Source organism: Brevundimonas naejangsanensis (assembly GCF_000635915.2).
Classification (GTDB): Bacteria; Pseudomonadota; Alphaproteobacteria; order Caulobacterales; family Caulobacteraceae; genus Brevundimonas; species Brevundimonas sanguinis.
The window spans coordinates 2,044,554-2,069,896 of record NZ_CP015614.1; the positions used below are offsets into that span (position 1 = coordinate 2,044,554).

The window sequence follows — 25,343 nt, forward strand, 5'->3', positions numbered from 1 at the left end:
CTTAAGTCCCCTGCTGCGCGGCGACGGCGGGCGCCGCCGCATCGTCAGGCCGCCACTCGCCCTTTTCCTTCAGCCGGTCGGCGACTTCGCGCGGCATGTAGGTCTCGTCGTGTTTGGCCAGCACCTGGCTGGCCTCGAACACGCGGTCGGGGCGGAACGACCCTTGCGCCACGATGCCCTGCCCCTCGCGGAACAGGTCGGGCAGGTCGCCCTGATAGATCACCTGCGCCGTCGCCCCGTTGTCGGTGACGACGAAGACGACCGAGCCGTCGGCGGCCTTCTGCACGCTGCCGGCCTCGACCAGACCGCCCAGACGGATCATCTGCCCGGCAGGCACCTTCTGCGGCGTCACTTCCGAGGGGGAGTAGAAGAAGGTCACATTGTCCTTCATCGCCCACAGCGACAGGCCGACGGCCAGGGCCAGCACGGGCGCCGCGGCGATGACGACCCACAGGCGACGGCGCGCCTTGGGCGATTTGGGCAACCAGCTCATGTCAACGATCCGAGTGCGGCGAAAAAGCCGTCGCATATAGGGCGAGGTTCAGGGCGGGCCAAAGCGTCATCGCGCGGCCTCGGTCAGGCGTTTCTGCAGATCCGCCCGGCGCGGGTCGGACGGCGCCAGCGCGGCGATCAGCGGCGACCACATGGCCTCGGCCTCAGCCACGTCGCCGCGCGCCAGGGCGGCGTCGCCCAGATAGAAGCGCGCCCCCAACTGATCCGGGTCCAGCTTGACCGCCTGACGGAAGGCCGCCTCGGCGTCGCCGTCGACCGCGCCGTCATTGGCCCGCACCAGGCTCTCGCCCAGGCGCGCCCAGCTTTGGGCGTCGTCCGGCTGGATGGCCAGGGCGCGGCGGAAGGCCGAGGCCGCGCCGATGGGGTCGCCCGCCTCGAACCGGGCAGCGCCCAGCATGGTCAGGGCCAGACGGTCGTCGGGCCGGTCCTTGACCACCTGCCCCAGCACGGCCGCGACCTGAGCCGGCTCCAGCGCCTCGGGCGTCGAGGCCCATTCGCGCACGCGGGTCTCATAGGCCTGATCCTTCATTCCCGGCGCGCCGAAGACGGCATAAAGGCCCAGCGACGCGGCGGCCGCGGCTCCGATCCCGCCCAGCACCCAATAGCGGTCGGCCGGGCACGACACCGGACGGCGATCCGCGCGCTGAGCGGCCAGCAGGCGACGGCCCGCTTCGGCTCGCGCGGCGGTCCAACTCGCCTCGTCCAGCAGGCCCCGCGCCTTCAGCCGGTCCAGCTCGGCCAGTTCGCGTGCGCCCGCGTCGCGGTCGGCCACGCTCTCAGCCTGCGCCCCGCGCCGGGCGGCGGACAGCACGGCCAGCCCCGCCAGGGCGGTCACAAGCGCCGTCATGATCCAGAAGATCGTCATGGCCGCCGCTGTAGCGGATCAGGCGGCCGGAGGCGAGGCGCGCGACGACGCACCCGTGTTTGATCTGGCGATAGCCAGCCGCCGCCGCACGGTGCGCGACGCGTCTTTAGCGCCCAGCAGGCCCAGCAGTTCGGCGGTCAGGCCGATCCGTTTGCGCGCCACGCCTTCGTCGCGCGTCTGGCCGTCGTTCAGTTGCTCGATCGCCTCATCAGCCCAGGTCGCCAGCCGTCCCGTCAGGGCCTCGGCGGTCTGACGGCGCTCGGCCTCGCAGCCGAAGACGGTCGCCATGGGCCGCACCTGACCCGTCAGCGTCAGCAGGACCCGCGCCCGCGCCGCCGCCGCCGCATCCGGCAGTTGGCTCAACAGAGGGGTCGGCCGCGTCATCCGTCCCACCAGAGGCGTGCGCTGAACCGGCAGGACCGCGTCCAGCGCCTTCTCGGCCGCATCGAAATGCTCAGACAGACGAAGCGCAATCCTCAGGCGCGCCTGACGCACGGCCTTAGCCCAGGCGCTGTCGGGCCGCAGCGGCAGGACGGCGTCGATTTCCGTCAGGATTTCGGCGCACCAGGTCAGGGCCGCCGTCAGCCGCCTGCCCTGGGCGTCGTCCTCAAGGCTCTGGGCGGCGATGTCGGCCGCGCGATGGGCCAGCGCCGATATGATGCGGTCGATCAGCAGATCAGCCTCGTCGCGGCCCGGCGTCGCCTCGCGCCCCGACGCTCCGATCAGGGCCAGCACCCGCAGCATCATCCGCGCTTCGACCATATGGGCGAAAAGGATCTCCAGCAGCCGCTCGACCCCGCCCGGCCCGGCCGACGAGGCCTGCCGCAGGGCCAGCTTCAGCTCCGCCAGTTCGGCGCCGCTGGGCCGCCCGGTCCAGGCCGACAGATGCGGCAACGCCCGCCGCGCCACCGGCGCCAGGTCCAGACACGCCGCCAACGCCTCGATCCGGTCGGGCGCGGCGCCGGGCCACACGGCCTCGGGCGCATCTCGCAGCACCACGGCGGCGCTGTGGCACAGGCGGTCGGCGACCATGCGCGACAGGTCGTCGTCACGGTCCAGTTGCGGCAACAGCTCCGGCTCGCCTCGCGTCGCCACGCGCCATAGCCGTGCGGGCAGGCCGGCAGGAAAACTCAGCCCCTCCAGCGCATCGGCGCGCGCCCGGAACAGCGGCGCCAGCGGACCGAAGGCGACCTCGCGGCGGCGGCGATCCAACTGCTCGACCTCGACCAGTTCGCGCAGGGCGGCCGCCCGATCCCCCGCCATCGTGCCCGCCAGCCCCAGCAACTGAGGCAGGGCCCGGTCCGGACACCGTTCGATCAAATGAGCCAGAGCGGCCCGCTGGGCGACCGACAGGTCCGCCATCCACGCATCCTCCGGCCCCACTCAAATACCGGCCAAGACCCCAAGAGTGGCCCGACGCGGGTTAACAAGGGCTTTTGAGGATGAATGTCGAACGCGTCCTATCTGCGAGCCGAAATCGGCCCTCGGCGCCTAAGTCGGGGACTGTAATCGACCCATTGCCGCCATTGACCAAGTGCGCGCAGCAACCTTAGAACCCAATATATATCAGAAGGAGATTTATGCTCAGGGGCTTACAATCCTGACCGCAAATAGCGGTCTCGCGTCGGCGCCATAGGATGGTCGCCGTGCCTCTTTGCATATCTATTCTTCGGAGTTCTCATGAAGAACGATGACGTCGTGATCCGGCCATATGTGCCAGAAGACGATCTTAAAAAGCTGTCGCGCATTTGGCTTGATGCTTCCCTATTGGCTCATCCTTTTATCGGCGAACAGCGCTTGCGTGATCAACAAGCTCTTATCGAAAACGAGTATCTGCCTAATGCCGAGACTTGGGTAGCGTGCGTTGAAGATGATCCTAGCGGCTTTATAAGCCTGATGGATACTTTTATCGGGGGAATCTTCGTTTCTCCCGCCCAGCAAGGGCGCGGTATAGGCCGTCAGCTCATAACCCACGCTCTGAACCTTGCTGGTGAGCTCGAGCTTGAGGTTTACACCGACAATCAGCAGGCCATGAATTTCTACGCCAGCATCGGCTTTCAGGAGTTGTCACGCCGTGCTTGTGATGATGATGGCCATGCTTTTGAAAATGCTCGTCTTCGCCTAGTCGGATAAGAGTGAGTCGGGCGGCAAGAACTGCCGCCCGACGATCATTCTGGACTTTAGAATACCCAAGCGGCCTGTCTGGAAACCCCCGACGCAGACCTGCGCAACAGCCGCCTTGTCCCTCACCCCTCGGCGGCGGGCAACTCCAGCACCACCTTCAGCCCGCCCAGGCTGCTGTCGCCCAAGGTGACGCGGCCGCCGTAGGCGCGGGTCAGTTCGTCAACGATCGACAGGCCCAGCCCCGTGCCGGGGGTGTCCTCGTCCATGCGGGTGCCGCGTTTCAGGGCGGTGTCGCGCTGGTCGGCGGGCAGGCCGGGGCCGTCGTCCTCGACCACGGCGATCAGTTGGCCTGGCATGGAGGGACCGGCCGAGACCCGCACCCGGCGGCGGCACCATTTGGCGGCGTTCTCCAGCAGGTTGCCGAAGATTTCCTGCAGGTCCTGGCGCTCGCCCAGGAAGGCCAGATCGTCAGGAGCGCGCCAGTCGATCTCGACGCCTTTCTGTTCGAACACCCGCTCCAGCATGACCGCCATCTCGTCCAGCACCTCGCTGACGTCGGTGCGTTCGCCCAGGCCGTGGGCGGCGCGGGCGGCGGCGCGAGCGCGGCGCAAGTGATGGTCGACCTGGTCCTGCATCACCTTCGTCTGCTTGCGCACCATGTCGGGCAGCACGCCCTCCTGGGTCCCGGCCTCGGCCAGCATGACGGCCAGCGGCGTCTTCAACGCATGGGCCAGGTTGCCGACGTGGGTGCGCTGGCGTTCAACCGTCTCCTGATTGTGCGCCAGCAGGCGGTTGACCTGTTCGGCCAGGGGCTGGATTTCCAGCGGATAACCGCCCTCGACCCGGTGCGAGCGGCCTTGTCGCACATTGGAAATCTCGTCGCCCAGATCGAACAGGGGGCGCAGGCCCACCCGCACCTGAATGAACACCGCCGCGACGAGGCCGGCGCCCAAGAGCAACATGGCGATCCAGGTCACGGTGGCGAACTGGCGCGTGTCGGCGTCAACGTCGGACCGGTCGATCCCGGCGAAGAAGACGACCGGCTGCTGGCGGCCGGGCAGTTGTTTCATGCTGGCGGCGATGCGCAGCGGCTCGCCCTTGGGGCCGTCTTCGGCGTTGTAGCTGATAGTCTGACCGAAAGCGCTGCGCAGGCGGTCAGACAGGTCGGGGGCGTACTCCAGGTCGGCATTGGCCAGCGACGCAGAGCGCGCCAGCACATGCAGCGCGCCTTGAGGCCCCGGCTCGGCGACCATCCAGTATTTTCCCGACAGCAGGCGCTGGGTGCGGGCGTCCCGTATTTCGCCCACGAACACCTCGCGCTCGGGCGTGATGACGGAGGCGACGACGGTCTCGTCGATGGTGTCGCTCAGGGTGTTGCCGAGGCGGCGCAGGGCCGATTCCTGGAACACGGCCGTCAGCACCACCGCCGCCGCCGCCAAGCCGACCAGGATCCAGGCGGCGGCCAGCCAGATCAGACGCCGCGTCAGCGAACGGCCGGGCCGCCCGAACCACCGACCCCATTCGCGCCGGGCCGACGAACGCTCGGCGCCATCGGCCCCAGACTCGATCTCGGCCTCGGTGATCGGCTCGGTCATCAGCGAGCGATCAGGCCGCGTCGCTCTCGCCGGCCAGCGGCGACAGGCGATAACCCAGCCCGCGCACGGTCTCGATACGGTCCGCGCCGATCTTCTTTCTCAGGCGGCCGACGAAGACCTCAATGGTGTTCGAGTCGCGGTCGAAATCCTGATCGTACAGGTGTTCGACCAGTTCGGTGCGGCTGATGACCCGGCCCTGATGCATCATCAGATAGTGCAGCAGCCGGTATTCCAGCGAGGTCAACCGCAGCGGTTCCCCGTTGACCGTAGCGCGCGCTGCGCGCGGGTCCAGCCTCAGCCCCCCGCAGGTCAGGGTCGCCGCCGCATGGCCGGCCGAGCGGCGCAGCAGGGCGCGCAGGCGGGCCAGCAGCTCCTCGGTGTGGAAGGGCTTGGTCAGATAGTCGTCGGCCCCGGCGTCGAAGCCCGCCACCTTGTCCGACCAGGCGCCGCGCGCGGTCAGGATCAGCACCGGCGTCGCCTTGCCTTCGCGGCGCCAGCGCTCCAGCACGGACACGCCGTCGATCTTGGGCAGGCCTAGGTCCAGCACCACCACGTCATAGGGTTCGGTGTCGCCCAGGAACCAGGCTTCCTCGCCGTCCGGCGCATGGTCGACGGCGTAGCCGGCGTCGGTCAGGGCGGTCTTCAACTGGCGCGACAGATCGACGTCGTCCTCGACAAGCAGCACCCGCATTCAGTCGTCTCCGCGAACCCGGCCGGATCGGCCGTCAACCTGTATGTCCGACACGCGTCCGCCGGGATACTCCCAGCGCACCACATAGTCGCCGCCGCGCTCCTGCACGCCCAGCATGCGGCCGGGGCGGCCCGACTGGACGCGACGGGCGACGTCGCCGGGGTTGGCGCGCGGGCTCGACCGGGGCTCATCACGCAGCCCCTGACCCGGATAGTTGCGGGGCGCCTCGCGACGATCCTGAGAACGGCTTTCGTCGCGGTCCCGATCACGGCCGCGCGACTGGGCCGCCGCGTCCGTCAGGGGGACGATGGCGATCAGACCGGCCAGAAGGAGGGCTCGAATACGCATCATGCTCGTCTTCTAGACAGGGGCCTCTGAACGGCGGCTGAACGTGCAGTCTATCGCTGTTCCTCTGAACAAGGAACGCGCGCCCGAGGAATCTCCGTCGCTGTCGCCCTCGCGCCTGATCAGAAGCGCTCCCGCCCGAGAAGGTGACAAAGTTCTCATGCTGATGAACGCCGACTGAAACGCGCCGTTCAGGCGGGGATCAGGCTCAGGGTGGTCTTGTGAGGTCAACGCAGCCCGATCGGTTGCGAAGACCCGAAGGAGTTCGATCATGAAGACCCTGCTGATCCCCGTCCTGGCCGCCACGGTCGCCGCGACCGCCCTGCCCGCCGCGGCGCAATCCTATGATCGTCACGGCCCCTCGCGCGGTCCCGCCTATGAGCAGAACTATGGCGGCTGGCAGTCGGTCAGCCAGCGCAAATACAACCTGGACCGCCGCATCGACCAGGGCGTCCGCACCCGCCAGCTGAGCTCACGCGAAGCCTCGCGCCTCAAGGATGAGTTGGACGGCCTGGTCCGTCTTGAGCGTAACTATACCCGTGGCGGCCTGACCCGCTGGGAGCGCCAGGACCTGGATCGTCGCTATGACCGCCTGTCGGCCAAGATCCGGCTGGAGCGCCGCGACCACAACAACCGTCACTACTGAGACGGTTCAGCATCAGGGCCTCATCCCTCCCTGTCAGGGGCTCTGCCGAGGGCGCGATCCGAAAGGGTCGCGCCCTTATTCTATGCCGGTTCGATCACCGTGATTTCGGGCCAGCGCCCGCGCGCATTGGCGATCACCCGGTCCCAGCCCTTGGCCAGGCCTCGCGTGGGATTGGGCCGGATCACCATATCGAACACGTCCTGCAGGCCGAAGGGGGCGACGACGCTGATCGCATCGTCCTTCTCCAGCCGCACCCCCAGGGCGAAGGCCGGGGCGACAAAGCGGGCCGGGGCGTCGTCGGTGCAGGTCAGCGGCTCATATGTTTCGCCGAACTTGCCCTCGAACCACAGATGGACTCGCGCCTGGTTGCGGACCTCGACGATGTCGCGAAACTCCGGCGCGAACGCCGCTGCGACCCGCTTGATGATCACGTCCTCGGCGTCCCAGGAGGTGTCGCGGTCGAAATAGCCGATGTCGTAATCCTTGACGCCATAGCCCGGCGCCCGGCCGGTCCGCTCATTCCACACCGACTGGTAGACCGCCCCCGAAAACAGCCGCCAGTCCGGCAGGTCCAGGTCGCGCATCACGCCCAGCACATGCATCAAGCCCGCATTGGCGCGGACGATCTCGGTCAGGCGGGTCTCTAGCTCCGCAGCCGTCGTCACCCCCTCTACGCTCATCGCAGGGGCCATCCGTGATCCAGCGGGCCGTGACCCTGACCCAGTCCCGGCGCGCGGCGGATGGCTTCGGCGACATAGGCCCAGGCTTCAGCCACCGCCGTCGTCAGGGGCAGGCCCTTGGCTATGCCCGCCGCGCAGGCGCTGGCCAGGGTGCAGCCGGTGCCGTGGGTATGGCGGGTCTGCACCCGCTCGCTTTCCAACACCGTCTCGCCGTCGGCGGTCAGCAGCAGGTCGGTCACCGTCTCGCCGGGCACATGGCCGCCCTTCATCAACACCGCGCGAGCGCCCATCGCCAGCAAGGCTTCGCCCGCGCGGCGCTGACCATCCAGATCGAGGACCGCGATCCCGGTCAGAGCCTCGGCCTCGGGCGCATTGGGGGTCAGCAGGGCCGCGCGCGGGACCATCAAGCGCCGCACCGCCTCGACCGCCGCCTCGGCCAGCAGAGGCGAGCCGCCCTTGGCGATCATCACCGGATCGACCACGGCTGGCACGCCGCCCGCATAGTCGATCAGACCGGCGACCGTTTCGACCACCTCAACCGAGCCCAGCATGCCGGTCTTCAGGGCGTCCGCGCCGATATCGTCCAGGACCGCCCTGGCCTGCGCCTCGATCACGTCCAGCGGCACAGGATGCACGCCGTGAACGCCCAGGGTGTTCTGAACGGTGATGGCGGTGATCGCCGTGGCGGCGAACCCGCCCAGCATGGTTACGGCTTTGATATCCGCCTGTATGCCCGCGCCGCCGCCGGAGTCCGATCCCGCCAGGATCAGCACCCGGCCCAGCGGCTTCGTCGCCGCTTCGACGAGAGAGGTCATCAGTGGGCCCCCGAAAACAGCTTCAACCCGACAATGCCCGCCACGATCAGCAGGATGCAGACGGCCCGCACCGCCGTCGCCGGCTCGCCATAGACGGCGATCCCGACCGCCGCCGCCCCGACCGCGCCGATGCCGGTCCAGACCGCATAGGCCGTGCCTACCGGCAGCTTCTGGGTCGCCGCCCACAGGCCGATCATGCTCGCCGCCAGGGCGAGCGCCACGCCCAGCGAAACCAACGGTCGCTGAAGGCCGACGTACTTGACGCCGGACGCCCACCCCACCTCGAAAAGCCCCGCCACGACGAGGACCAACCAGGGATTCAGGGACAGCAACCAGGACATGACGGCTGCATGGCTGATGGCGAAGCGTCAGACAAGGGATCACGCATCGAAAGGCTCCGCACTTTCAGCTCAGGCGGCCAGGATGGAAAGGTTGTGCTAAAACAACGTGCAAATGAACGATGCTACCCAGAAAGCAAGTGAGCGCACAAAGTTATTGCAACGTTCTGTGGGGTTTTTGGCAAAATCTGGTAAAATTTCCGCAACAACTGCAGCCGCATAAGCGTTGCCATGCCGGAATTATGATAGAGAGGGCTTTATGGAAGCTCCTGTGGTGAAGACTGGGATGTTGATCCGTCGGCCCGCCGACGAAGTCTACCAGGCCTTTACCGAGCCGGGCGTGACTTCGTGGTTCTGGTTCACCCACGCAGATCGACGGATGTCGCCCGGCGCCCAGTTGACCTGGACCTGGGGCATGTACGGCGTCGCCACGCGCGTTCTGGTAAAGGCGCTCGAGCCCAATCGCCGCATCCTGATCGACTGGAATCTGGACGACGATCCGACCGAAGTGGAATGGACGTTCGAAGAGCGCGGCCCGGCGACCTGGGTCGAGGTTTCGAACCGCGGCTTTCCCGCCTCCGACGCAGGGGTAAAGGCGGCGCTCGAAGCGATGGAAGGCTTCACCCTGGCGCTGGCGGGCGCCAAGATATGGCTGGAGCGCGCCATCGAGCCGACCTTCATCCTGGACCGGTTCCCTGATCAGGTCCTGCCGAGCTGGAAGCCTAAACTCTAAGCCCTAACTTCCAGCCGCGCCCTCGACCGCCGCCTGAAGCTGCAAGGCCTGAACCGTCTCGCGCACGTCGTGGACGCGCACCATCCGTGCGCCGCGCCGCGCCGCCGCCAGCGCCAGCGCCAGCGAACCGCCCAGCCGATCCGCCGCATCCAGCGCCGTCGCGTCCACTCCCTGGATCATCCGTTTGCGGCTGGCCGCGTAAAGGATCGGAAAGCCCAGCGCGACCAAAGCCTCCAATCGCGCCGTCAGCGTCAGATTATGCGCCGTCGTCTTGGCGAAGCCGAGGCCGGGGTCCAGCCAGATCCTGTCGCGCGCCACGCCCGCCGCCACCGCCGCTTCGGCGCGAGCGGCCAGATGGGCCGTGACCTCGGCGACCACATCGTCATAGCGAGGGTCGTCCTGCATGGTCTTGGGCGCGCCCTTCATATGCATCAGCACCACCTCGCAGCCCAGTTCGGCCGCTGTGGATAGACTGTCCGGCCCATGGCCGAGCGCCGAGACGTCGTTCCACATCGTCGCCCCGGCGGCGACGGCGGCGCGGGCCACGGCCGGCTTCATCGTGTCGATGCTGATCGGCCCGTCCCAGTGCGCGCGCAGGGCGACGATCAAGGGCAGGGTGCGGGCCGCCTCTTCGTCCTCGCCGACGGGATCAGAGCCCGGCCGAGTGCTTTCGCCGCCGATGTCGAGCACGTCAGCGCCCTGCGCGATCAATCGCAGGGCGTGCTCAAGCGCGGACTCCAGCGTCGTCAGCCGCCCCCCGTCGGAAAAACTGTCGGGCGTGACGTTGACGATGCCCATGACCAGGGGCCGCTTCACGGGGGATTGAAGGCTCATGCGACGATGACTCCGCGAGCGCCGGTTTGACTTTCGCTGCGCTGGGGTTCAGCCTCTAACGGCAATGAAACGCTTCGTCAGCCAGGCTCGACGCCTCACCCACGCGGGACGCCGCGTCGAAGGCTCTTAACCCGTAGCGGTCTGCCACGCGCGCGCCCGCGCCGGGCGCCCGCTACGGGACCCCGTTGCACGCTTTCGGTTCCCTTTTTTTATCATCGCAGAAACAGGCCGGTCGGCGACCGGACCAAGAGACTTTGCGCCATGACCACCGAAATTCATAACCACAGCCTGCCGGCTGCACCTCAGCCCGACGCCGGCGGGGCCGAGATTATTCCTTTCCGGCGCCCTAGCGCGCCCGACAGCGGGCCGCCGCTCGCGCCGGATCCTGACGACCATCAACCCGACGACGACGGCCCCTCAGCCGCCTGAGCGCGTCGGCCCTATCGCTTTTTTCGAGAACGAGACGTTCCATGACCACCCCTCGCAAGGGCGCCCTGCCCGCCATCACGCTTCGCAGCGACGACTTCGACGCCCTGGACCGCCTGGTCGGCGACCTGCCCGGCTCAGGCCCCGCCGGCTTGCTGCAACAGGAGTTGGACCGCGCCAAGGTGTGCGAACCCAAGGCCATGCCCAAGAACGTCGTGACCCTGAACCGCTGGCTGCACTATTCGGACGACCACAGCCCCGAAGTGCGGCGTGTCCAGTTGGTCCTGCCCAAGGAAGCCGACATCGACGCCGGGCGCGTCTCCATCCTGTCCTACGTCGGCGCGGGCCTGATCGGCCTGAAGGAAGGCCAGTCCATCACGTGGCCTGATCCGTCCGGCGCTGCGCGCAAGCTGACCCTGGTCAAGCTGGAAGACCCCGAGCCAGCGAACTAAGTCGAGGCCTGAATTAAAGAAGGGGCGCGCCCATCGGACGCGCCCCTTTTTCGTGGCTGCTATATCGCCGTTCAGACCGCGGGAGCCGGTTCAGCCGGCGCCGCAGGCTCGTCCTCCGGCGTGGCTGGGACGGACAGCGACGGGCCGGCGACCGTGTCGTTTTCCTCATCCCGCTTGGGCGGCTGGCCCTTTTCCAGCAGGTCCCGGATCTCGTCGCCCGACAGAGTCTCGTACTCCAACAGGGCCTGCGACAGCTTCTCGTGGTCGCTCGCCTTGTCGGTCAGGATGCGGCGCGCCTCTTCCCAGCCTTCGGTGACGATGCGGCGGACCTCTTCGTCGATGATGCGGGCCGTCTCTTCAGAGACGTTCTGGCTGCGCGAGACCGAGTGGCCCAGGAAAACCTCCTCCTGGTTCTCACCATAGGCCACCGTGCCCAGACGCTCCGAGAAGCCCCAGCGCGTGACCATGGCGCGCGCCAGCTTCGTGGCCTGCTCGATGTCCGAGCTGGCGCCCGAGGTGATGCTCTCCGGCCCGAAGATCAACTCTTCGGCGACGCGGCCGCCGGCCATGATGGCGATGCGGTCGATCATCTGCTGGAACTTCATGGAGTAGCGGTCGCCTTCCGGCAACTGCATCACCATGCCGAGCGCCCGGCCGCGCGGGACGATGGTCGCCTTGTGCACCGGGTCGGCCATCTTGACGTTGATGGCGACGATGGCGTGGCCGGCCTCGTGATAGGCGGTCAGGCGGCGCTCTTCCTCGTTCATGGCCATGGACTTCCGCTCGGAGCCCATCATGACCTTGTCCTTGGCGTCCTCGAAGTCGCGGTGCGTGACCATGCGACGGTCCTTGCGGGCCGCCATCAGGGCCGCCTCGTTGACCAGATTGGCCAGGTCGGCGCCCGAGAAGCCCGGCGTGCCGCGCGCCAGCGTCTTGACGTTGACGTCGGCGGCCAGGGGCACGTCCTTCATGTGGACGCGCAGGATGCGCTCGCGGCCCGAGACGTCGGGATTGGGCACCACGACCTGACGGTCGAAGCGGCCCGGACGCAGCAGGGCCGGGTCCAGCACGTCGGGACGGTTGGTCGCGGCGATCAGGATGATGTTCTCAGACGCCTCGAAGCCGTCCATCTCGACCAGCAGCTGATTCAGGGTCTGCTCGCGCTCGTCGTTGCCGCCGCCCAGGCCCGCGCCGCGGTGACGACCGACGGCGTCGATCTCATCGATGAAGATGATGCAGGGGGCATTCTTCTTGGCCTGTTCGAACATGTCGCGCACGCGGCTGGCGCCGACGCCGACGAACATTTCCACGAAGTCCGAACCCGAGATCGAGAAGAAGGGCACGCCCGCCTCGCCCGCCACCGCGCGCGCCAGCAGGGTCTTGCCGGTGCCCGGAGGGCCGACCAGCAGGGCGCCCTTGGGAATCTTGCCGCCCAGACGCTGGAACTTGGCCGGGTCCTTCAGGAAGTCGACGACCTCTTGCAGTTCGTCCTTGGCCTCGTCCACGCCGGCGACGTCGTCGAAGGTCTTGCGGCCCTTGTGCTCGGTCAGCAGCTTGGCCTTGGACTTGCCGAAGCCCATGGCGCCCTTCGCCCCGCCCTGCATGCGGTTCATGATGAACAGCCAGAAGGCGACGATCAGGGCCACCGGCAGCAACAGGCCCAGCAGGCCCGACCACCACGGCTGGCGGGTGCTCTTGACCTCGACGTCGCCGCCGCTGGTGCGGATCTGGTTCAGCAGGTCGACGTTCGGCACCGGCGTCACGGCGTTGAACTTGACGCCGTCCTTCTTCTCGCCGGTCATGGCGTCGCCGCGCACGACCACGGATTTGATCTGCTGCGCCTCGACGGCGGTCATCAGCTCCGAATAGGTCAGGGTCTCAGGGCGTCCGGCGGCGCCGTCCTTGGCGCCGGGCATGGCCGGGCCGCCGTTCTGGCTGATCGCGGCGTAGACGCTCACCAGTCCCAACAGGATCACGGCCCAGATGGCGAAATTGCGCAGGTTCATTCGGTCCTCGGTTCCTCGACAGGGCCGCGCTGGGCTCGTCGATCAGCAGTCTTCGCCTGAAAATAGGTCAGACGGCGGCGTTTCGCCATGAAGGGTTTGAAAGAGTCCGGCTTCCTGCGTCGTTTCGCCCTCGGCAGGAGGCAGAGCCAAGGCCAATCGGCGCAGGCCCAGCGCCCTGACCTGCGCCGCGCGCCAGGCCAGCCGCGCCCGCCCCGCGCCGTCAATCAGCACCGGTGCGGCGGCCCGGGCGGCGGGCGGCAGACCAGACAAAGCCGCCCGCTCCTGGTCCGACAGTTGCGCCAACCGCCCGGCCGCCGCGTCCACGCGCAGACCGGGCTGATCGGTCGTGATCTCAAAGCGCCCGTCCCAGACGGCGGCGACGCCCGGCGTCAGGTCGAGCGGCGCGACTGGACGACGCCGCCATTCGCCCGGCTCGCGCATCGCTCGAACGCGGGCGCCGGACGCCTCGATGCGGGCGCCGCACAGCACGGCGGTGAAATCCTCTCCGGACGCCAGCCGGGATTGAAGAACCGCCAGCCGGTCCCCGCGCGGCGGCGTCGCGCCTCCGCCTGCACAGAGCAGGACGGCGGCCAGCGCCGAGGCGGATGCGTCGCGCGACAGAGGCAAAACCCCGGCCCATGCCGGATCGCTGTCACTCCCCCTTCCCCCTTGAGGAGCAAAGGGCCGGGGATGGGGGTGGGCGCGCGACGCCTGGGAAGGAGCCTCAAGAGACGGCGCCGTCACCCGCGCCTGAGCGGAAGGCACAGCGTCCACACCCCCGCCCCCCTCTCCCCCCTCGAGGGGGAGGGCTTTAGAAAGGGCCGCCCGCGCCCGGCCTCGTCCATAGCGCACGTCGGCGTTGGCCGGGTCTTCCAGCCACGACAGTCCGCGCGCGCGCAGATGATCACGCAACGCCTCGCGTCGCTCCTCCAGCACCGGACGCAGCAGCATCAGCCCGCGCCCCTGCGGCCAGGCGGGCGACGGCGACCAGCGGCGCAGGCGCCCCAGCGTCGCGCCCTCGGCCCGCATCCACTCGCCCTCGGCGACGTCATCGGCGGTGTGGCCGGTCAGGATGACGCGCGCCCCCGCATCCCGCGCCGCCTCGGCCAGCAGGGCCTGGCGCGCCGCCCGCGCCCGCGCCGGAAGCCCGGCGCCGCCTCGCGCCTGCGCCCAGACCAGACCGCGCCAGTCGGCGCCCGCCGCGCGCGCTGCCTCGGCGGCGAACCGCGTCCAGGCCGCGCTGTCGGGATTGAGGTTGTGATCGACCGTCAAGGCCAGCAGCCCCCGCCCCCTCGCGCGCGCCCATTCGGCGGCGAGGTCCAGCAAAGCCATGGAGTCGCCCCCGCCCGACAGGGCAAGGGCGACCGGCTCAGGTCCAATGTGGTTCAGACGCGCGTCCAGCCGGGCGAAGACCCGACTGGCCAGATCGCTCATCAGCTGCAGCTGGCGCGCGTCCGCAGCTGGGTCGCGCGGGTCTTCTGCGCCGCCGTGGCCGCCTCGGCGTAGCGGCGGCCGAACTCGGTCAGGGCGCCGCAGGCCTGGGTCGCGCGATCGGTGGCGCGCAGGGCCTCGGCCAGCTTCAGCGTCGTCTCGGGCGCCCACGGCGTGCGCGGCCAGCCGTTCAGAGCCGCGGCATAGGCCTGAACCGCCGCGGCGTTGTCGCGCGCGGCGACGTGCAGGTCGCCCAGACGGCTGTTGGCTTCGCGCGCCTGGGGCGTGTTCGGCCAGGTGACGATGACGGTCTCCAGCGCGCGGCCGCCACGCACGGCGTCCTCGCCCGCCAGACGCATGGCGGCCTGCAGGTCCTGCGCCGCGTCGCCGGTCGGCGAGTTGGCGACCACCGGGCCGTTCAGTTCAGCGGCTTCCTCAGCAGCCTTCTCGGCGCGCTCGACCCGGCCTTCAAGATCGCGCAGGCGACGGCTCAACTGCGTATTCTCGCGCGTCGCCTCGTCAAGTTGGAACGTCAGCCGCTCGCTGTCGGCGTTCATGCGCTGGAACGTCTGTTCCACGTCGCCCAGACGGCGCTCTAGAATCGAGACCTGCCCCTGCAGGGCCACGACCTCGGGGTCCAGCTCGACCAGAACCGGCTCTCCGGCGGCGTTGCGCTGGGTCAGGGCGCGCTCAAGACGGCGGACGTTGCGATCCAGCTGGTCCAGGCGGCGCTTGTCCCACTGGATCGGCTCCATCGGCTGGACCTGGGCGACGACGGCGCCCCCGATCAACGTCAGGCCGATCGCCGTCAGGACGGCGGGTTTCGTAAGGCGGAAAGGCGTCTTCAGCATGGCTCTGTCGTCCCACCGATTTGCGGCGACGGCAAGGCCCAGATCAATGTCCGAAGCCTAGATAAAGGATGGAGACGATGAACAGCGTCGCCGCGATCTCGCAGAAGATCAGCAGCACCACCGTCCGCCACAGGGTCGAGAAGACCGACAGGCTGTAGGCGCCCTTCAGCTGGGCGAACATGTGCACCGGCACGATCAGGGCCGCGATGACGCCGACGGCTCCGCCCGCCCCCTTCAGCGTCGTCGCCACGACGACGACCGCCATCAACAAGAGCGACATGAAGGTCAGGGAGTAAAGCACGAAGACCCCATGGTCGTAGAGCGTGAAGCCTCGCTTCCACAGGAACATCAGGGCCACGAACGGGATCGACAACGGCACCAGCAGGAAGGCGAATTTGTAGATGGTCTGCTGCAGCTTGTAGAGCGCCAGGTCAGGGTTCTTCAGCTTCTTGGCGATCGTCTTGGTCAGGCCGCCGGTCTTGCCGTCCTCTCCGGCGCTCGCGGCCATGTCAGCCACCTGAGCCTGCCAGCTTCCCGGAGCCAGACCGTCCTTGCGCCCCTCGACGGCGTCCTTCTGCAGGCGCTCAAGTCTCGCCTTCTCGTTGATCAGCCCCGCTTCGGCCGCAGCCAGCACGCCGGCGGCCACCCCGGCCCGAGCGCCGCTGTCGACAGGCGGGGGCGATCCGTCAACGGGCTGCGAAGCCGTCTGTGCGAGGTCCGCCTCTTTCCGCGCGGCGGCGACGGCCGCTTCGGCGGCGGTCACAGCCTCTTTCTGAGCCTCGATCTGCTGGGGCAGGGACGCCAACGGCACCTCCCGCTCGGGCATGAAGCTGAGCGCGAAGAACATGACGAAAAGGGTAAACAGAAACATCGCCAGCGGCGACACATAGCGCGTCCGCCTGCCTTCAACCCACTCGCGCGTCAGCCGCCCAGGGTTGACGATCAGCAGCGGCAGGGTCCGCCACAGCCGGCCGTCGAAATGCATGACCCCGTGCAGCAGCTCTTCGCCCAGATGCAGCAGGGTGCGGTGGACGTGGGCCGGCTGACCGCAGTTGGAGCAAAACCGGCCCGTGACCTCTGCGCCGCAGTCGGCGCACACGCTACGAGGCTGACCCGCTTGGCCGATCGGCTTCTCGATCGCTCCAGCGATGACGCCTGCCGTCATGGCCCCGCCTGCCGCCTCCAGATCCATACCGCGCCTCCCCCCGTTTCAAGGCGGACTTTGATCCTCACTGGGCGCAAAGAAAAGAGGCGCCGGCTTGCGCCGACGCCTCGATCCCTCAGTTCTTCGCCTGCGGCTTAGCGCGGGGCGCCCGACACGATGGCCGTGCGGCCGTTGCGGTTCTGGGCCCAGGCCGCCTCATTGGAGCCTTCAGCGATCGGACGTTCCTTGCCGAAGCTGATGGTGTCGATGCGGCTGGCGGCGACGCCGCGGCTGATCAGGTAAGAGCGAATGGCCTCGGCGCGACGGGCGCCCAGGGCCAGGTTGTATTCGCGCGTGCCGCGCTCGTCGGCGTTGCCTTCGATGCGGACGGTCACCTGCGGGTAGCGGGCCAGCCAGGCGGCCTGCGCGTCCAGACGCGGCTGGGCCTCGGAACGCACCGAATAGGAGTCCAGGTCGAAGTAGACGCGGTCGCCGACGTTGACGACGAAGTCCTGTTCCGAGCCCGGCGCGGCGGCGCCGACGTTGCCGCCGGTGACCGGGGTGCTCGGCGCGGTCGGATACTGCGGCCCGGTGGCGGGCGGAGGGGTTTCGGTCGGGACGGCGGGCTCGACCTTGGGCTTGGTGCAGGCGGCCAGCGAGGTCACGGCCACGCCGACGGCGGCGAGCCGGATCAGGGTGGAGGCGTTCATGTAATTCTCCTTCTCATTCGGTTCGAGGCCGATGCCTCTAGCTTAGCTGTATTTCACGGCTGCTACAGCGCTATGCAGCGGTACGCTAGCGGTGATAACGCACAGTTTATGGCAATGGCTCCGCTACCGACGCAGCGACGGCGAATCCGCGTTACGCCGGGCAGGAATCCGGGCCTTGACCGATGCCCAGATTGACCGGCGGCGCATCCAGCAGCCCCGACCAGGCGGGGTCGGAACCGCGCCCGTCATAGCCCGCCTGAGACACGACGCGGCCCGACAGATCCACCGTCCACAGACGGGTGTCGCCGCCCGGGCTCTGACGCGCGAAGGCGATATAGCGGCCGTTCGGCGCCCACGACGGACCTTCCTCGAAATAGGAGGACGACAGGATGCGCTCGCCGGTGCCGTCGGACTTCATCACGCCGATGTGGAAACGGCCGCCCTGCTGCTTGGTGAAGGCGATCAGGTCGCCGCGCGGGCTCCAGGCCGGGGCGGTGTAGAGGCCGCCGCCACGGCTGATCGGGCGCTGGCCCGAGCCGTCGGCCCGCATGGTGTAGAGGCGCGCCGAGCCCGAACGGTCCGAGGTGAAGACGATCTGATTGCCGTCGGGGCTGAACGACGGCGAGGTGTCGATGCCCGGATCGGTCGTCAGGCGAGACAGCTGACGGCTGCGCAGGTTCATCACATAAACGTCGGTGTTGCCGCCCCGGATGATCGAGAAGGCCATCTTCGATCCGTCGTTCGAGAAGCGCGGCGCCAACACCTGGCCGTCGAACTCGCCCAGGCTTTCGCGGCGGCCGGTCGACAGATTGTAGAGGTAGATGCGGCTGTAGTCCCTGCCCAGGGCCACATAGGTCACTTCATCGGGGTTCGAGGCCGAGAAGCGCGGCGACATGATCACCTCGTCGCCCTGGGTCAGGAAGACGGGGTTGTAGCCGTCCTGATCCACGATGGTCAGGCGCGACAGCTTGTTCAGCTGGGTGCCGCTTTCCGAAACGAACAGGACGCGCGAATCGAAGAAGCCCGCCTCGCCCGTCAGGCGCTGATAGACCACGTCCGAGATCTTGTGCGCGATGCGGCGCCACTGCTCCGACGTGGCGGTGAACTGGTAGGAAACCAGCTGGCACTGGCGGTAGGGGTCGTACAGACGGAAGCCCACGTCGATCCGACCGTCCGCGCGCGGCGTCACGCCGCCGTACAGCACCGCCTGGGCGCCGATGGAGGTCCACTGCGGAAAGTTCGGCGCATTGGCCAGGGTCAGGCCCGTCTCGACAAAGCTGGCCGGGTTCAGCGGATCGAAGAAGCCCGACCGCTTCAGATTGCCGCTGATGACGCCCGAAATCTGCGACCCGTTCTGGCCGGTGAAAGGCACGACGGCGATCTGCAGCGGGCGCAGGACGCCCTCATCGACCACCACGTCCTGCATCGGCGCCGACGAGGGGGCCGTCGACTGGGCCTGCACCGATCCGCCCAGCGCCAGAGGGGCGGTCAACGCCAACGCAGCGGCCGAGGCGAGAAAACGGTTCAGGCGCATGGGTCATTCCTTCGCAGATCGTGACAGGGTCGGGCCCGGTCGCCCCTCATAGCATCGGCGCGACCGACAATCGCCAGCTTCACAAGGATTTGGGCGACTTTGGGGTGATAGACGGCCTTAGCCCCTAACGGTTCCCGCATTGGCGCTTGGTTTCAAAGCGGAACGGCACGTCCTGGGCCTGGAAACCGTTCGGCACGGTGAAGGGCGAGGTCGCTCGCAAGGCCCGCTGCATGGCGTCGGACGCCGCCCGCCAGGTCGGATCGTTCTGCACGTCCTGAAGGCGCGGCGTGCCGATGATCTGGCCGTCGGCGCTCAGGCGCACGGTGACGCGGATGACCAGATCGTCCATGCCCGGCATGTCGCAGTTGATGTTCCAGTTCGGCGTCACCTGGGCGCCCAGGGCGGCCAATTGCGGGCCGGTGGCGCGCGGCGCGGCGCCCGCTCCCTGCTGGCCCGCGGCCGGACGGCCGGAATTCTGGGTCGGCCGCGGCGGTCCAGCCAGGGCGTCCAGGTCCAGACCCGGCACCGGGCGTGCCGGGCGCGCCGGCGTCGCGGGCGCCTTCTTTTCGGGCGGAGCAGGCGTAGGCCGAGGCGGCGAGGTCGGCGCCTTTTTTTCCGGCGGATTCGGCGTCGGGCGCGGAGTCGGCGCCGGCGTCGGAGCCTTCTTTTGCGGCGGCGTCGGCGTCGGGCGCGGCGCGGGCGGCGTCGGGCGCGGCTGCGGCTGCGGCGCTGGCGGGGTCGGCTCAGGTTCCGGCGGCGTCGGTTCCGGCAAGGTCTCGACCGGCGCGGTCTCCCCGTCGTCAGGCGAGGGTTCTTCCTGCGGATTGTCGGCCGGGGCGGCGGCGATCTCGATGTCCGAGACGATCGACACCGGCACCGAGTTCACCAGCGGCTTCAGCTCGTCCTTCGACGACCACGATACGAGGGCAAGCGCCACCACCCCCGCGTGCAGGGCGATGGAGCCGAGGATGGCGGGACTGGGGCGGCGCAAGGTCCGTCAGCCCTCCGTCGGCTCGTCGGCGGCGGTGTCGGTGATCAGGTTCAGCTTGGTGAAGCCCGAGGCCGACAGGCGGGCCATCACCCGCGCCACGGCCTGATACGGCGCGCGGCCGTCGGCGCGGATGAAGATCGGCTTCTCGCGCGCCTTGTCGCCGCCTTCTTCAGCCACGCGCAGGGCCAGCTGCTCCCAGCGGACCTCGCCCTCGCCGATGAAGATGGCGCCGTTCTGGTCGATGCTGACCGTGACGGGCTTGTCGGTCGTCTCGACCGCGCTGGCCTCGGTCTTGGGCAGTTCCAGCGGCACCCCGACCGTCAGCAGCGGCGCCGAGATCATGAAGATGATCAACAGCACCAGCATGACGTCCACCAGAGGCGTGACGTTGATCTCGCTCAGCGGCCGTTTCCGGCTACGGCGACGGCCGCGTCCGCGCGCTTCTCCGCCGCCTCCTCCACCCAGGGCCATGGATCAGGCGCCCCGGCGCAGGTTCAGGTCCGCAGACGGCGGCGGGGGCGGAGGCGGCGGGGTCGCAGGCGCGCCCAGACGACGGGCGATGGCCGATTGCAGATCGTCCGCAAAGGCTTCCAGACGCCCGGTGAACTTGCCCGCCGACACCGAGAAGGCGTTGAAGGCGATATAGGCCGGAATCGCCGCCGCCAGACCGATGGCCGTGGCGAACAGGGCTTCGGCGATGGCCGGGGCCACGGTGGTCAGATTGGTGTTGCCCGCCGCCGCAATGCTGTCGAAGGCGTTCATGATCCCCCACACCGTCCCGAACAGGCCGATGAAGGGCGAAGCGGTGGCGACCACCGACAGCACGCCCAGGCCGTTCTCGATCTTCTGGCTCTCGCGGGCGATGACGGAATCCAGGGCGCGGTCGATGCGGGCGATCAGCATGGAGCCTTGCGTGTCGGTCATGGCGCCGCGCGCGCGCGCCTCGCGCCAGTCCTGCAGCGTCAGCACCAGCATGCGCGGCAGCGGGTCGGCCGGCTGCGGCCCGGCCTGGGCGGCGACCTCTTCCAGCGAGCGGCCGCCTTCAACCTGCTTTTCGAACTCGGTCGCGCGGGCGTTCATGCGCGAGAAACGCACCGCCTTGTCGATGATGATGGTCCAGGACCAGACCGAAGCCACGGCCAGGCCGATCATCACCGTCTTCACCACCCAGTCGGCGGTCATGAACAGCTCGATGGGGTTCAGCAGAGAGGCGTCGACGGGCGGTGTCATGCGTGGTCCTTGGCGAAGGGTCCGATCAGTCCGCCAGTTGCACCGGGCGGACATGGCGGTTTCATGGCGGCGGTCTAACCGGCGTCGCGCCCGGCGTCATCAGGCGAAAGGGTGACAACCTCGTTATTGAGGAAACAAGCGCTCCCCCTCTCCCTCCCCTTCATGGGGAGGGTGGTCGCGCAGCGACCGGGCGGGGAGGGCCGGGTGGTCTTAGCCTCAGCGTCTGAATAGCCTCGCCGCCCCCACCCGGCTTCGGCTTCGCCTCAGCCACCCTCCCCATGAGGGGGAGGGAGAAGTTGCGCCTATTCCGTCCCTGAGAGCCAGGGCGTGACCAGTTCCACCAGCCGCTTCGTCGGCCGCCGAGGCCGTCCGTCCAGGTGGATGCAGACGGCGACGACATCCGCCCGGCATAAGGCCTCTCCGTCCCGCTCGACCGTCTGGCGGATGATCAGGCGCGGTCCCTTGATCGCCTCATAGCGGGTGCGCACCACCAGGGCGTCGTCGATGCGCGCCGGCTTCAGATATTTGATCGTCAGGTCCGAGACGACGAAGGCCAGCGGCTCATCCTGCTCCAGCAGGTCCGCATGGCCCACCCCGGCCAGACGCAAAAAGTCCGACCGTCCCCGCTCGAAATAGCGGACATAGTTGGCGTGGTAGACCAGGCCGGTGAAGTCCGTGTCCTCATAATAAACGCGCACGGGCAACAGGTGGTCGCGGCCGTCGAAACGGCCTGCGCTGGGTTGATCGGTCATGGTCGGTCAGCTCTTGCCAGCGGCGGGAACAGGGGCGTCGAACCCCGGACAATAGCGCGATTTCAGCGTCGCGAACTCGCCGGTCAGCGGATCGTGGCTCATCAGGATGCGGTTGGGCCGCGAGACGAAGGCCACCGCCTCCTTGCGGCCCTTCAGCCCGGCGTAGCCGCAGGCCGCCCGGCCGCGCCCGGCCTCGACATAGCGCACCTCGGCCTCCGCCCCCATCTGCTCGCGCACCTGAGACAAAGCCCGCTCCGCCGGCGTCGTCTGACGCGGCCCGAAGCGCGCGCCCTGATTGACGGCATAGAGGCTGAACCCGCCCAGCACCACGACAGCCGCGCCAAGCGCGACGATCATCCGGTTCATCCTGCGAGGGTGGGCCAAAACCGCCTCCTTCTGGGAAAACGGAGGATGACCGGCTTCGCCGCCGAGGTGAAGCCCTGTTGCGAAAGAGTCGCGGCTTATTTGCCGAACAGGTCCGGGGCGGCGGCGGGCGGCGCGGCGGGCGTCTCCAGCCCAAGGTGCTCATAGGCCCTGGCGCAGGCCATCCGGCCTCGCGGCGTGCGCTGGATGAAGCCCTGTTGCAGCAGATAGGGTTCGATCACGTCCTCGACCGCGTCGCGCGCCTCGGCGATGGCGGCCGCCAGCGTGTCCATGCCGACCGGCCCGCCGCCATAGTTTTCGATCAGGGCCTTGAGGAAGCGGCGGTCCAGGCTGTCCAGTCCGGCCTCGTCCACCTCCAGCCGCGCCAGCGCCCGCGCCGCCGCCAGTTGGTCGATGGGGGTCCCTTCCGCATCGGCGAAGTCCCGCACCCGGCGCAGCAGGCGCCCGGCGATGCGCGGCGTGCCCCGCGCCCGGCGCGCGATCTCCATAGCCCCGTCCTCGGTGATGGCCGCGCCCATCTTGCGCGCCGCGCCCCGGATCACCGCGGTCAGCTCGTCCGGGGTGTAGAATTCCAGCCGAAGGGGGATTCCGAATCGGTCGCGCAGAGGCGTCGCCAGCAGGCCCGCCCGCGTCGTCGCCCCGACCAGGGTGAAGGGCGCCAGATCGATGCGCACGCTGCGCGCCGACGGCCCTTCGCCGATGATCAGGTCCAGCACATGGTCTTCCATCGCCGGATAAAGGATTTCCTCCACCTGCGGGGCCATGCGGTGGATCTCGTCGATGAACAGGACGTCGCGCGGTTCGAGGTTGGTCAGGATCGCCGCCAGATCCCCCGCCTTGGCCAGAATGGGGCCGGAGGTGGCGCGGAAACCCACGCCCAGCTCGCGCGCCACGATCTGCGCCAGCGTCGTCTTGCCCAGCCCCGGAGGCCCGAACAGCAGAACGTGGTCCAGCGCCTCCGAGCGGCCGCGCGCCGCGTCGATGAAGACCTTCAGATTGCCCTTGGCCGCCGACTGGCCGACGAACTCGGACAGGGTCTGGGGCCTCAGGGCGCGGTCGTACTGTTCGCCGGGCGCGGGCGCGGGCGAGATGATGCGGTCGTCGGTCATAGGCGCCGTCCTCCCTTCTCCCTTGAGGGGAGAAGGTGGCTCGCGCAGCGAGACGGATGAGGGTGAGGCCCGACACGGGCGCAACCTTTTCCGGAAGAGCGCGCGGACACAGCACCCTCATCCGAGCGCCTCCGGCGCCCCCCTTCTCCCCTCAAGGGAGAAGGAAGCGAGAGGGCGGCCCTCATCGTCCCAGCTCCTGCAGGGCCGTGCGGATGACCAGCGGCAGTTCGGCCTCCTCGCCCAACTTGATCAGGGCGTGATCGACGGCGCGGCGGGCGTTGACCTCGGCGATGCCCAGGCCCAGCAGGGCGGCGACCGCCTCGCCCGTGACGCTGGGCGGCGGCGGGGCGGCGACGGCGGCTTCGGCGTGGACGCCGGGCGCGGTCGGGGCGAAGACGCCGTCGGTCAGGCTCTTGCCCTTCAGTTCGGTAACGATGCGCAGGGCCAGCTTGGGCCCCACGCCGTTGGCGCGGCCCACGGCGGCCTTGTCTTCGCGCGCGACGGCGGCGGCCAGCTCGGCGGGCGGCAGCACGTCCAGCACGCCCAGCGCCGCCTTCGGCCCCACCCCCTGGATGGTCTGCAACAGGGTGAAGACCTTGCGCTCGTCGCGGGTCAGGAAACCATAGAGGCGCGGTCCCTGATCCTGGCTCCACTGGCTATGGATGAACAGGGTGGTCTCGTCGCCCGGCGCCGGCAGGCGGCCCAGCGTCCGCGCCCCGCAGGTTGCGACATAACCCACCCCCCCGCAGTCGATCAGGCATTCCGCCTCCCCGACTTCGGCCAGAATCCCACGCAGACGACCGATCATGCCGCCCCTCTCACTGCTATCGTCTTGAACCGCCGATGGTGGGCGTGGGTGACGGCCACGGCCAGCGCATCGGCGGCGTCGGCCTTCACTTCGCCGGAAGCGGGCAGCAGCCGCTTCACCATGAAAGCGATCTGGCTCTTGTCCGCCTGGCCGGCCCCCACCACCGCCTTCTTGATCAGGGTCGGGGCGTACTCAGCGACCGAAAGGCCCGCCCGCGCCGGGGCCAGCATGACCGCCGCCCGCGCATGGCCCAGCTTCAGCGTCGAGGCCGGATTGACGTTGACGAAGACCTCTTCGATCGCCGCCTCGTCGCAGTCATAGGCGGCGCAGACCTCGCCGACCTGCTCCAGCAGATGCAGCAGCCGTTCGGAGAAGGGCGCCTTCTCGCTGGGCGCGACGACGCCGTGCGCGATCCAGCGCAGGCGGCTGCCCTCGCTTTCGATGACGCCCCAGCCGGTGCGGCGCAGGCCGGGGTCGAGCCCCAGGATCCGAGTCGTTTCGTTCGCCATCCGTTCCTATTGCCCCAAAGAGGGTTAGCGAACAATGACCGGGCGTTTTGTCAGAAGGTCGCTCGTCCGCTCAGTCGTCTCGGGGCATGACTGAAAAGCCCGCCAGGCCTGCCTGTTCGGCCAGGACGCTGGACAGGGCGTCGACCTGCAGCGGCATGGGTCCGCGCGCCTTGACGTGGTGTTCATGGATCAGGCCGTCGGGGCTGACGACGTGACCGATGCGGGTCGGTCTCAACCCCTTGTCGGCCAGCAAGGCGCGTAGCACCTTCTCGTCCGGAGCCGCGCCGCGCGTCCAGCGCAGGGTGACGTCCATCACGCCGACATGCGGCAGGCGCGCATCCAGAAAGCGCAGGATGGCCAGCACCAGCAGGGTCGCCCCCGCCGCAATCAGCCCCAGCTTCCACAGGCCGACGCCGAACATGACCCCGATGGCCGAGGTGGTCCACAGCGAGGCCGCCGTGGTCAGGCCGTGCACCGAGAAGCGCTCGCGGAAGATGACCCCGGCGCACAGAAAGCCGATGCCGGTCAGGATGCCGTGCGCCATGCGCGTCGGGTCGATCACCAGACGCTGCTCCGGCAGGGCGACGAACCCCCAGCTGGCTTGGTGCATGGCCGCCAGCATCAGCACACAAGACGTCATGCACACCAGGATATGGGTGCGGAACCCCGCCGGATGGCCGTGATAGGTCCGCTCGATCCCGATCAGGCCGCCTGCGATCATGGCGGCCGCCGCCGGCGCCAGCAGGCTCAGATCCTCGACGCCCCAATGCGTCACGCCCCAGTCAATCTGCATGTCACAACCGCTCCCAACGACCGTTCAGGTTGAA

30 protein-coding genes are annotated in these 25,343 nt (G+C 68.7%); 5 read left to right on the top strand and 25 right to left on the bottom strand.

Translation table 11 applies throughout. From position 1 onward, the window contains the following. Position 1: 1 nt before the first annotated feature. From ccmE to DA69_RS09735, 3 genes are all read right to left on the bottom strand, one after another. A complete protein-coding gene (gene ccmE, locus DA69_RS09725; RefSeq protein WP_025978529.1) occupies positions 2-493 on the bottom strand; it encodes a cytochrome c maturation protein CcmE in 492 nt (163 codons plus the stop codon). A 66-nt stretch (positions 494-559) separates the two neighbouring features. Next, positions 560-1,378, bottom strand: coding sequence for a c-type cytochrome biogenesis protein CcmI (gene ccmI / locus DA69_RS09730; RefSeq protein WP_025978530.1), 819 nt, complete (start codon positions 1,376-1,378; stop codon positions 560-562). 18 nt (positions 1,379-1,396) lie between these two features. Beyond that, positions 1,397-2,740, bottom strand: coding sequence for a hypothetical protein (locus DA69_RS09735; protein WP_025978531.1), 1,344 nt, complete (start codon positions 2,738-2,740; stop codon positions 1,397-1,399). A gap of 318 nt (positions 2,741-3,058) precedes the next feature. Between DA69_RS09735 and DA69_RS14400 the strand changes: the two genes are divergently transcribed. Continuing rightward, positions 3,059-3,511: a GNAT family N-acetyltransferase gene (locus DA69_RS14400; protein WP_082891484.1), complete on the top strand. Its 453-nt coding sequence runs from the start codon at positions 3,059-3,061 to the stop codon at positions 3,509-3,511. Between the two features lie 113 nt (positions 3,512-3,624). Here DA69_RS14400 and DA69_RS09740 read toward each other — a convergent pair whose 3' ends face one another. Genes DA69_RS09740 through DA69_RS09750 form a run of 3 tightly spaced genes read right to left on the bottom strand, consistent with a single transcriptional unit; the run spans position 3,625 to position 6,139 of the window. Beyond that, positions 3,625-5,097: a sensor histidine kinase gene (locus tag DA69_RS09740; protein ID WP_025978532.1), complete on the bottom strand. Its 1,473-nt coding sequence runs from the start codon at positions 5,095-5,097 to the stop codon at positions 3,625-3,627. A 10-nt stretch (positions 5,098-5,107) separates the two neighbouring features. Continuing rightward, on the bottom strand, positions 5,108-5,788 hold the full coding sequence (locus DA69_RS09745) for a response regulator transcription factor (RefSeq protein ID WP_003169901.1): 681 nt from the start codon (positions 5,786-5,788) through the stop codon (positions 5,108-5,110). Continuing rightward, on the bottom strand, positions 5,789-6,139 hold the full coding sequence (locus tag DA69_RS09750; protein WP_025978533.1) for a hypothetical protein: 351 nt from the start codon (positions 6,137-6,139) through the stop codon (positions 5,789-5,791). It lies immediately after the preceding gene. Positions 6,140-6,404: 265 nt separating this feature from the next. Here DA69_RS09750 and DA69_RS09755 point away from each other — a divergent pair, with 265 nt between their 5' ends. Further along, positions 6,405-6,779: a hypothetical protein gene (locus DA69_RS09755; protein ID WP_025978534.1), complete on the top strand. Its 375-nt coding sequence runs from the start codon at positions 6,405-6,407 to the stop codon at positions 6,777-6,779. Positions 6,780-6,859: 80 nt separating this feature from the next. Here DA69_RS09755 and DA69_RS09760 read toward each other — a convergent pair whose 3' ends face one another. The 3 genes from DA69_RS09760 to DA69_RS09770 are packed head-to-tail and all read right to left on the bottom strand — an operon-like array spanning position 6,860 to position 8,615. After that, complete coding sequence (locus DA69_RS09760) at positions 6,860-7,459, bottom strand: nucleotidyltransferase family protein (RefSeq protein ID WP_029972725.1); 600 nt, start codon at positions 7,457-7,459, stop codon at positions 6,860-6,862. Further along, entirely contained in the window at positions 7,456-8,274 is an 819-nt protein-coding gene (gene thiD / locus DA69_RS09765; protein ID WP_029972727.1) for a bifunctional hydroxymethylpyrimidine kinase/phosphomethylpyrimidine kinase, read from the bottom strand. Before thiD ends, DA69_RS09760 begins: the two co-directional genes overlap by 4 nt. Then, complete coding sequence (locus tag DA69_RS09770; protein WP_025978537.1) at positions 8,274-8,615, bottom strand: DMT family transporter; 342 nt, start codon at positions 8,613-8,615, stop codon at positions 8,274-8,276. The genes thiD and DA69_RS09770 overlap by 1 nt, the downstream gene beginning before the upstream one ends. Positions 8,616-8,898: 283 nt before the next feature. On the opposite strand from DA69_RS09770, the gene DA69_RS09775 reads away from it, so the two are divergent. Beyond that, complete coding sequence (locus DA69_RS09775; protein WP_051582139.1) at positions 8,899-9,345, top strand: SRPBCC domain-containing protein; 447 nt, start codon at positions 8,899-8,901, stop codon at positions 9,343-9,345. Between the two features lie 3 nt (positions 9,346-9,348). Here DA69_RS09775 and folP read toward each other — a convergent pair whose 3' ends face one another. Continuing rightward, positions 9,349-10,179 (bottom strand): dihydropteroate synthase, encoded by an 831-nt coding sequence (gene folP / locus DA69_RS09780; RefSeq protein ID WP_025978539.1) that lies wholly within the window; start codon positions 10,177-10,179, stop codon positions 9,349-9,351. A 261-nt stretch (positions 10,180-10,440) separates the two neighbouring features. Between folP and DA69_RS14740 the strand changes: the two genes are divergently transcribed. Continuing rightward, on the top strand, positions 10,441-10,608 hold the full coding sequence (locus DA69_RS14740; RefSeq protein WP_167309529.1) for a hypothetical protein: 168 nt from the start codon (positions 10,441-10,443) through the stop codon (positions 10,606-10,608). A 41-nt stretch (positions 10,609-10,649) separates the two neighbouring features. Beyond that, positions 10,650-11,057, top strand: coding sequence for a nucleoside diphosphate kinase regulator (gene rnk / locus DA69_RS09785; RefSeq protein ID WP_025978540.1), 408 nt, complete (start codon positions 10,650-10,652; stop codon positions 11,055-11,057). Between the two features lie 71 nt (positions 11,058-11,128). On the opposite strand, the gene ftsH is transcribed toward rnk, so the two are convergent. From ftsH to DA69_RS09860, 15 genes are all read right to left on the bottom strand, one after another. Beyond that, a complete protein-coding gene (gene ftsH / locus DA69_RS09790) occupies positions 11,129-13,063 on the bottom strand; it encodes an ATP-dependent zinc metalloprotease FtsH (protein WP_025978541.1) in 1,935 nt (644 codons plus the stop codon). Positions 13,064-13,105: 42 nt separating this feature from the next. After that, positions 13,106-14,497 (bottom strand): tRNA lysidine(34) synthetase TilS, encoded by a 1,392-nt coding sequence (gene tilS, locus DA69_RS14790; RefSeq protein ID WP_025978542.1) that lies wholly within the window; start codon positions 14,495-14,497, stop codon positions 13,106-13,108. Further along, a complete protein-coding gene (locus tag DA69_RS09800; RefSeq protein WP_025978543.1) occupies positions 14,497-15,345 on the bottom strand; it encodes a tol-pal system protein in 849 nt (282 codons plus the stop codon). The genes tilS and DA69_RS09800 overlap by 1 nt, the downstream gene beginning before the upstream one ends. A 43-nt stretch (positions 15,346-15,388) precedes the next feature. Next, entirely contained in the window at positions 15,389-16,537 is a 1,149-nt protein-coding gene (locus tag DA69_RS09805) for a DUF3667 domain-containing protein (protein WP_025978544.1), read from the bottom strand. Positions 16,538-16,644: 107 nt separating this feature from the next. Further along, positions 16,645-17,199 (bottom strand): peptidoglycan-associated lipoprotein Pal, encoded by a 555-nt coding sequence (gene pal / locus DA69_RS09810; protein WP_025978545.1) that lies wholly within the window; start codon positions 17,197-17,199, stop codon positions 16,645-16,647. Between the two features lie 151 nt (positions 17,200-17,350). Beyond that, positions 17,351-18,733 (bottom strand): Tol-Pal system beta propeller repeat protein TolB, encoded by a 1,383-nt coding sequence (tolB, locus tag DA69_RS09815; RefSeq protein WP_025978546.1) that lies wholly within the window; start codon positions 18,731-18,733, stop codon positions 17,351-17,353. Between the two features lie 124 nt (positions 18,734-18,857). Beyond that, positions 18,858-19,724 carry a hypothetical protein gene (locus DA69_RS14745; protein WP_025978547.1) on the bottom strand — a complete coding sequence of 289 codons (867 nt, stop codon included), beginning with the start codon at positions 19,722-19,724 and terminating at the stop codon, positions 18,858-18,860. 6 nt (positions 19,725-19,730) lie between these two features. Then, complete coding sequence (locus DA69_RS09825) at positions 19,731-20,195, bottom strand: ExbD/TolR family protein (protein ID WP_025978548.1); 465 nt, start codon at positions 20,193-20,195, stop codon at positions 19,731-19,733. A 3-nt stretch (positions 20,196-20,198) separates the two neighbouring features. Then, entirely contained in the window at positions 20,199-20,954 is a 756-nt protein-coding gene (tolQ, locus tag DA69_RS09830) for a protein TolQ (protein ID WP_025978549.1), read from the bottom strand. Between the two features lie 302 nt (positions 20,955-21,256). Beyond that, positions 21,257-21,706: a tol-pal system-associated acyl-CoA thioesterase gene (gene ybgC, locus DA69_RS09835; RefSeq protein WP_025978550.1), complete on the bottom strand. Its 450-nt coding sequence runs from the start codon at positions 21,704-21,706 to the stop codon at positions 21,257-21,259. A gap of 6 nt (positions 21,707-21,712) precedes the next feature. Further along, a complete protein-coding gene (locus tag DA69_RS09840) occupies positions 21,713-22,063 on the bottom strand; it encodes a hypothetical protein (protein WP_227157509.1) in 351 nt (116 codons plus the stop codon). Positions 22,064-22,167: 104 nt separating this feature from the next. Further along, on the bottom strand, positions 22,168-23,199 hold the full coding sequence (gene ruvB / locus DA69_RS09845) for a Holliday junction branch migration DNA helicase RuvB (protein WP_025978551.1): 1,032 nt from the start codon (positions 23,197-23,199) through the stop codon (positions 22,168-22,170). 181 nt (positions 23,200-23,380) lie between these two features. After that, a complete protein-coding gene (ruvA, locus tag DA69_RS09850) occupies positions 23,381-24,007 on the bottom strand; it encodes a Holliday junction branch migration protein RuvA (RefSeq protein WP_025978552.1) in 627 nt (208 codons plus the stop codon). Continuing rightward, positions 24,004-24,516 (bottom strand): crossover junction endodeoxyribonuclease RuvC, encoded by a 513-nt coding sequence (gene ruvC / locus DA69_RS09855; RefSeq protein WP_025978553.1) that lies wholly within the window; start codon positions 24,514-24,516, stop codon positions 24,004-24,006. The genes ruvA and ruvC overlap by 4 nt, the downstream gene beginning before the upstream one ends. A gap of 70 nt (positions 24,517-24,586) precedes the next feature. Continuing rightward, positions 24,587-25,309, bottom strand: coding sequence for an MgtC/SapB family protein (locus tag DA69_RS09860; RefSeq protein ID WP_025978554.1), 723 nt, complete (start codon positions 25,307-25,309; stop codon positions 24,587-24,589). Between the last annotated feature and the right edge of the window lie 34 nt (positions 25,310-25,343).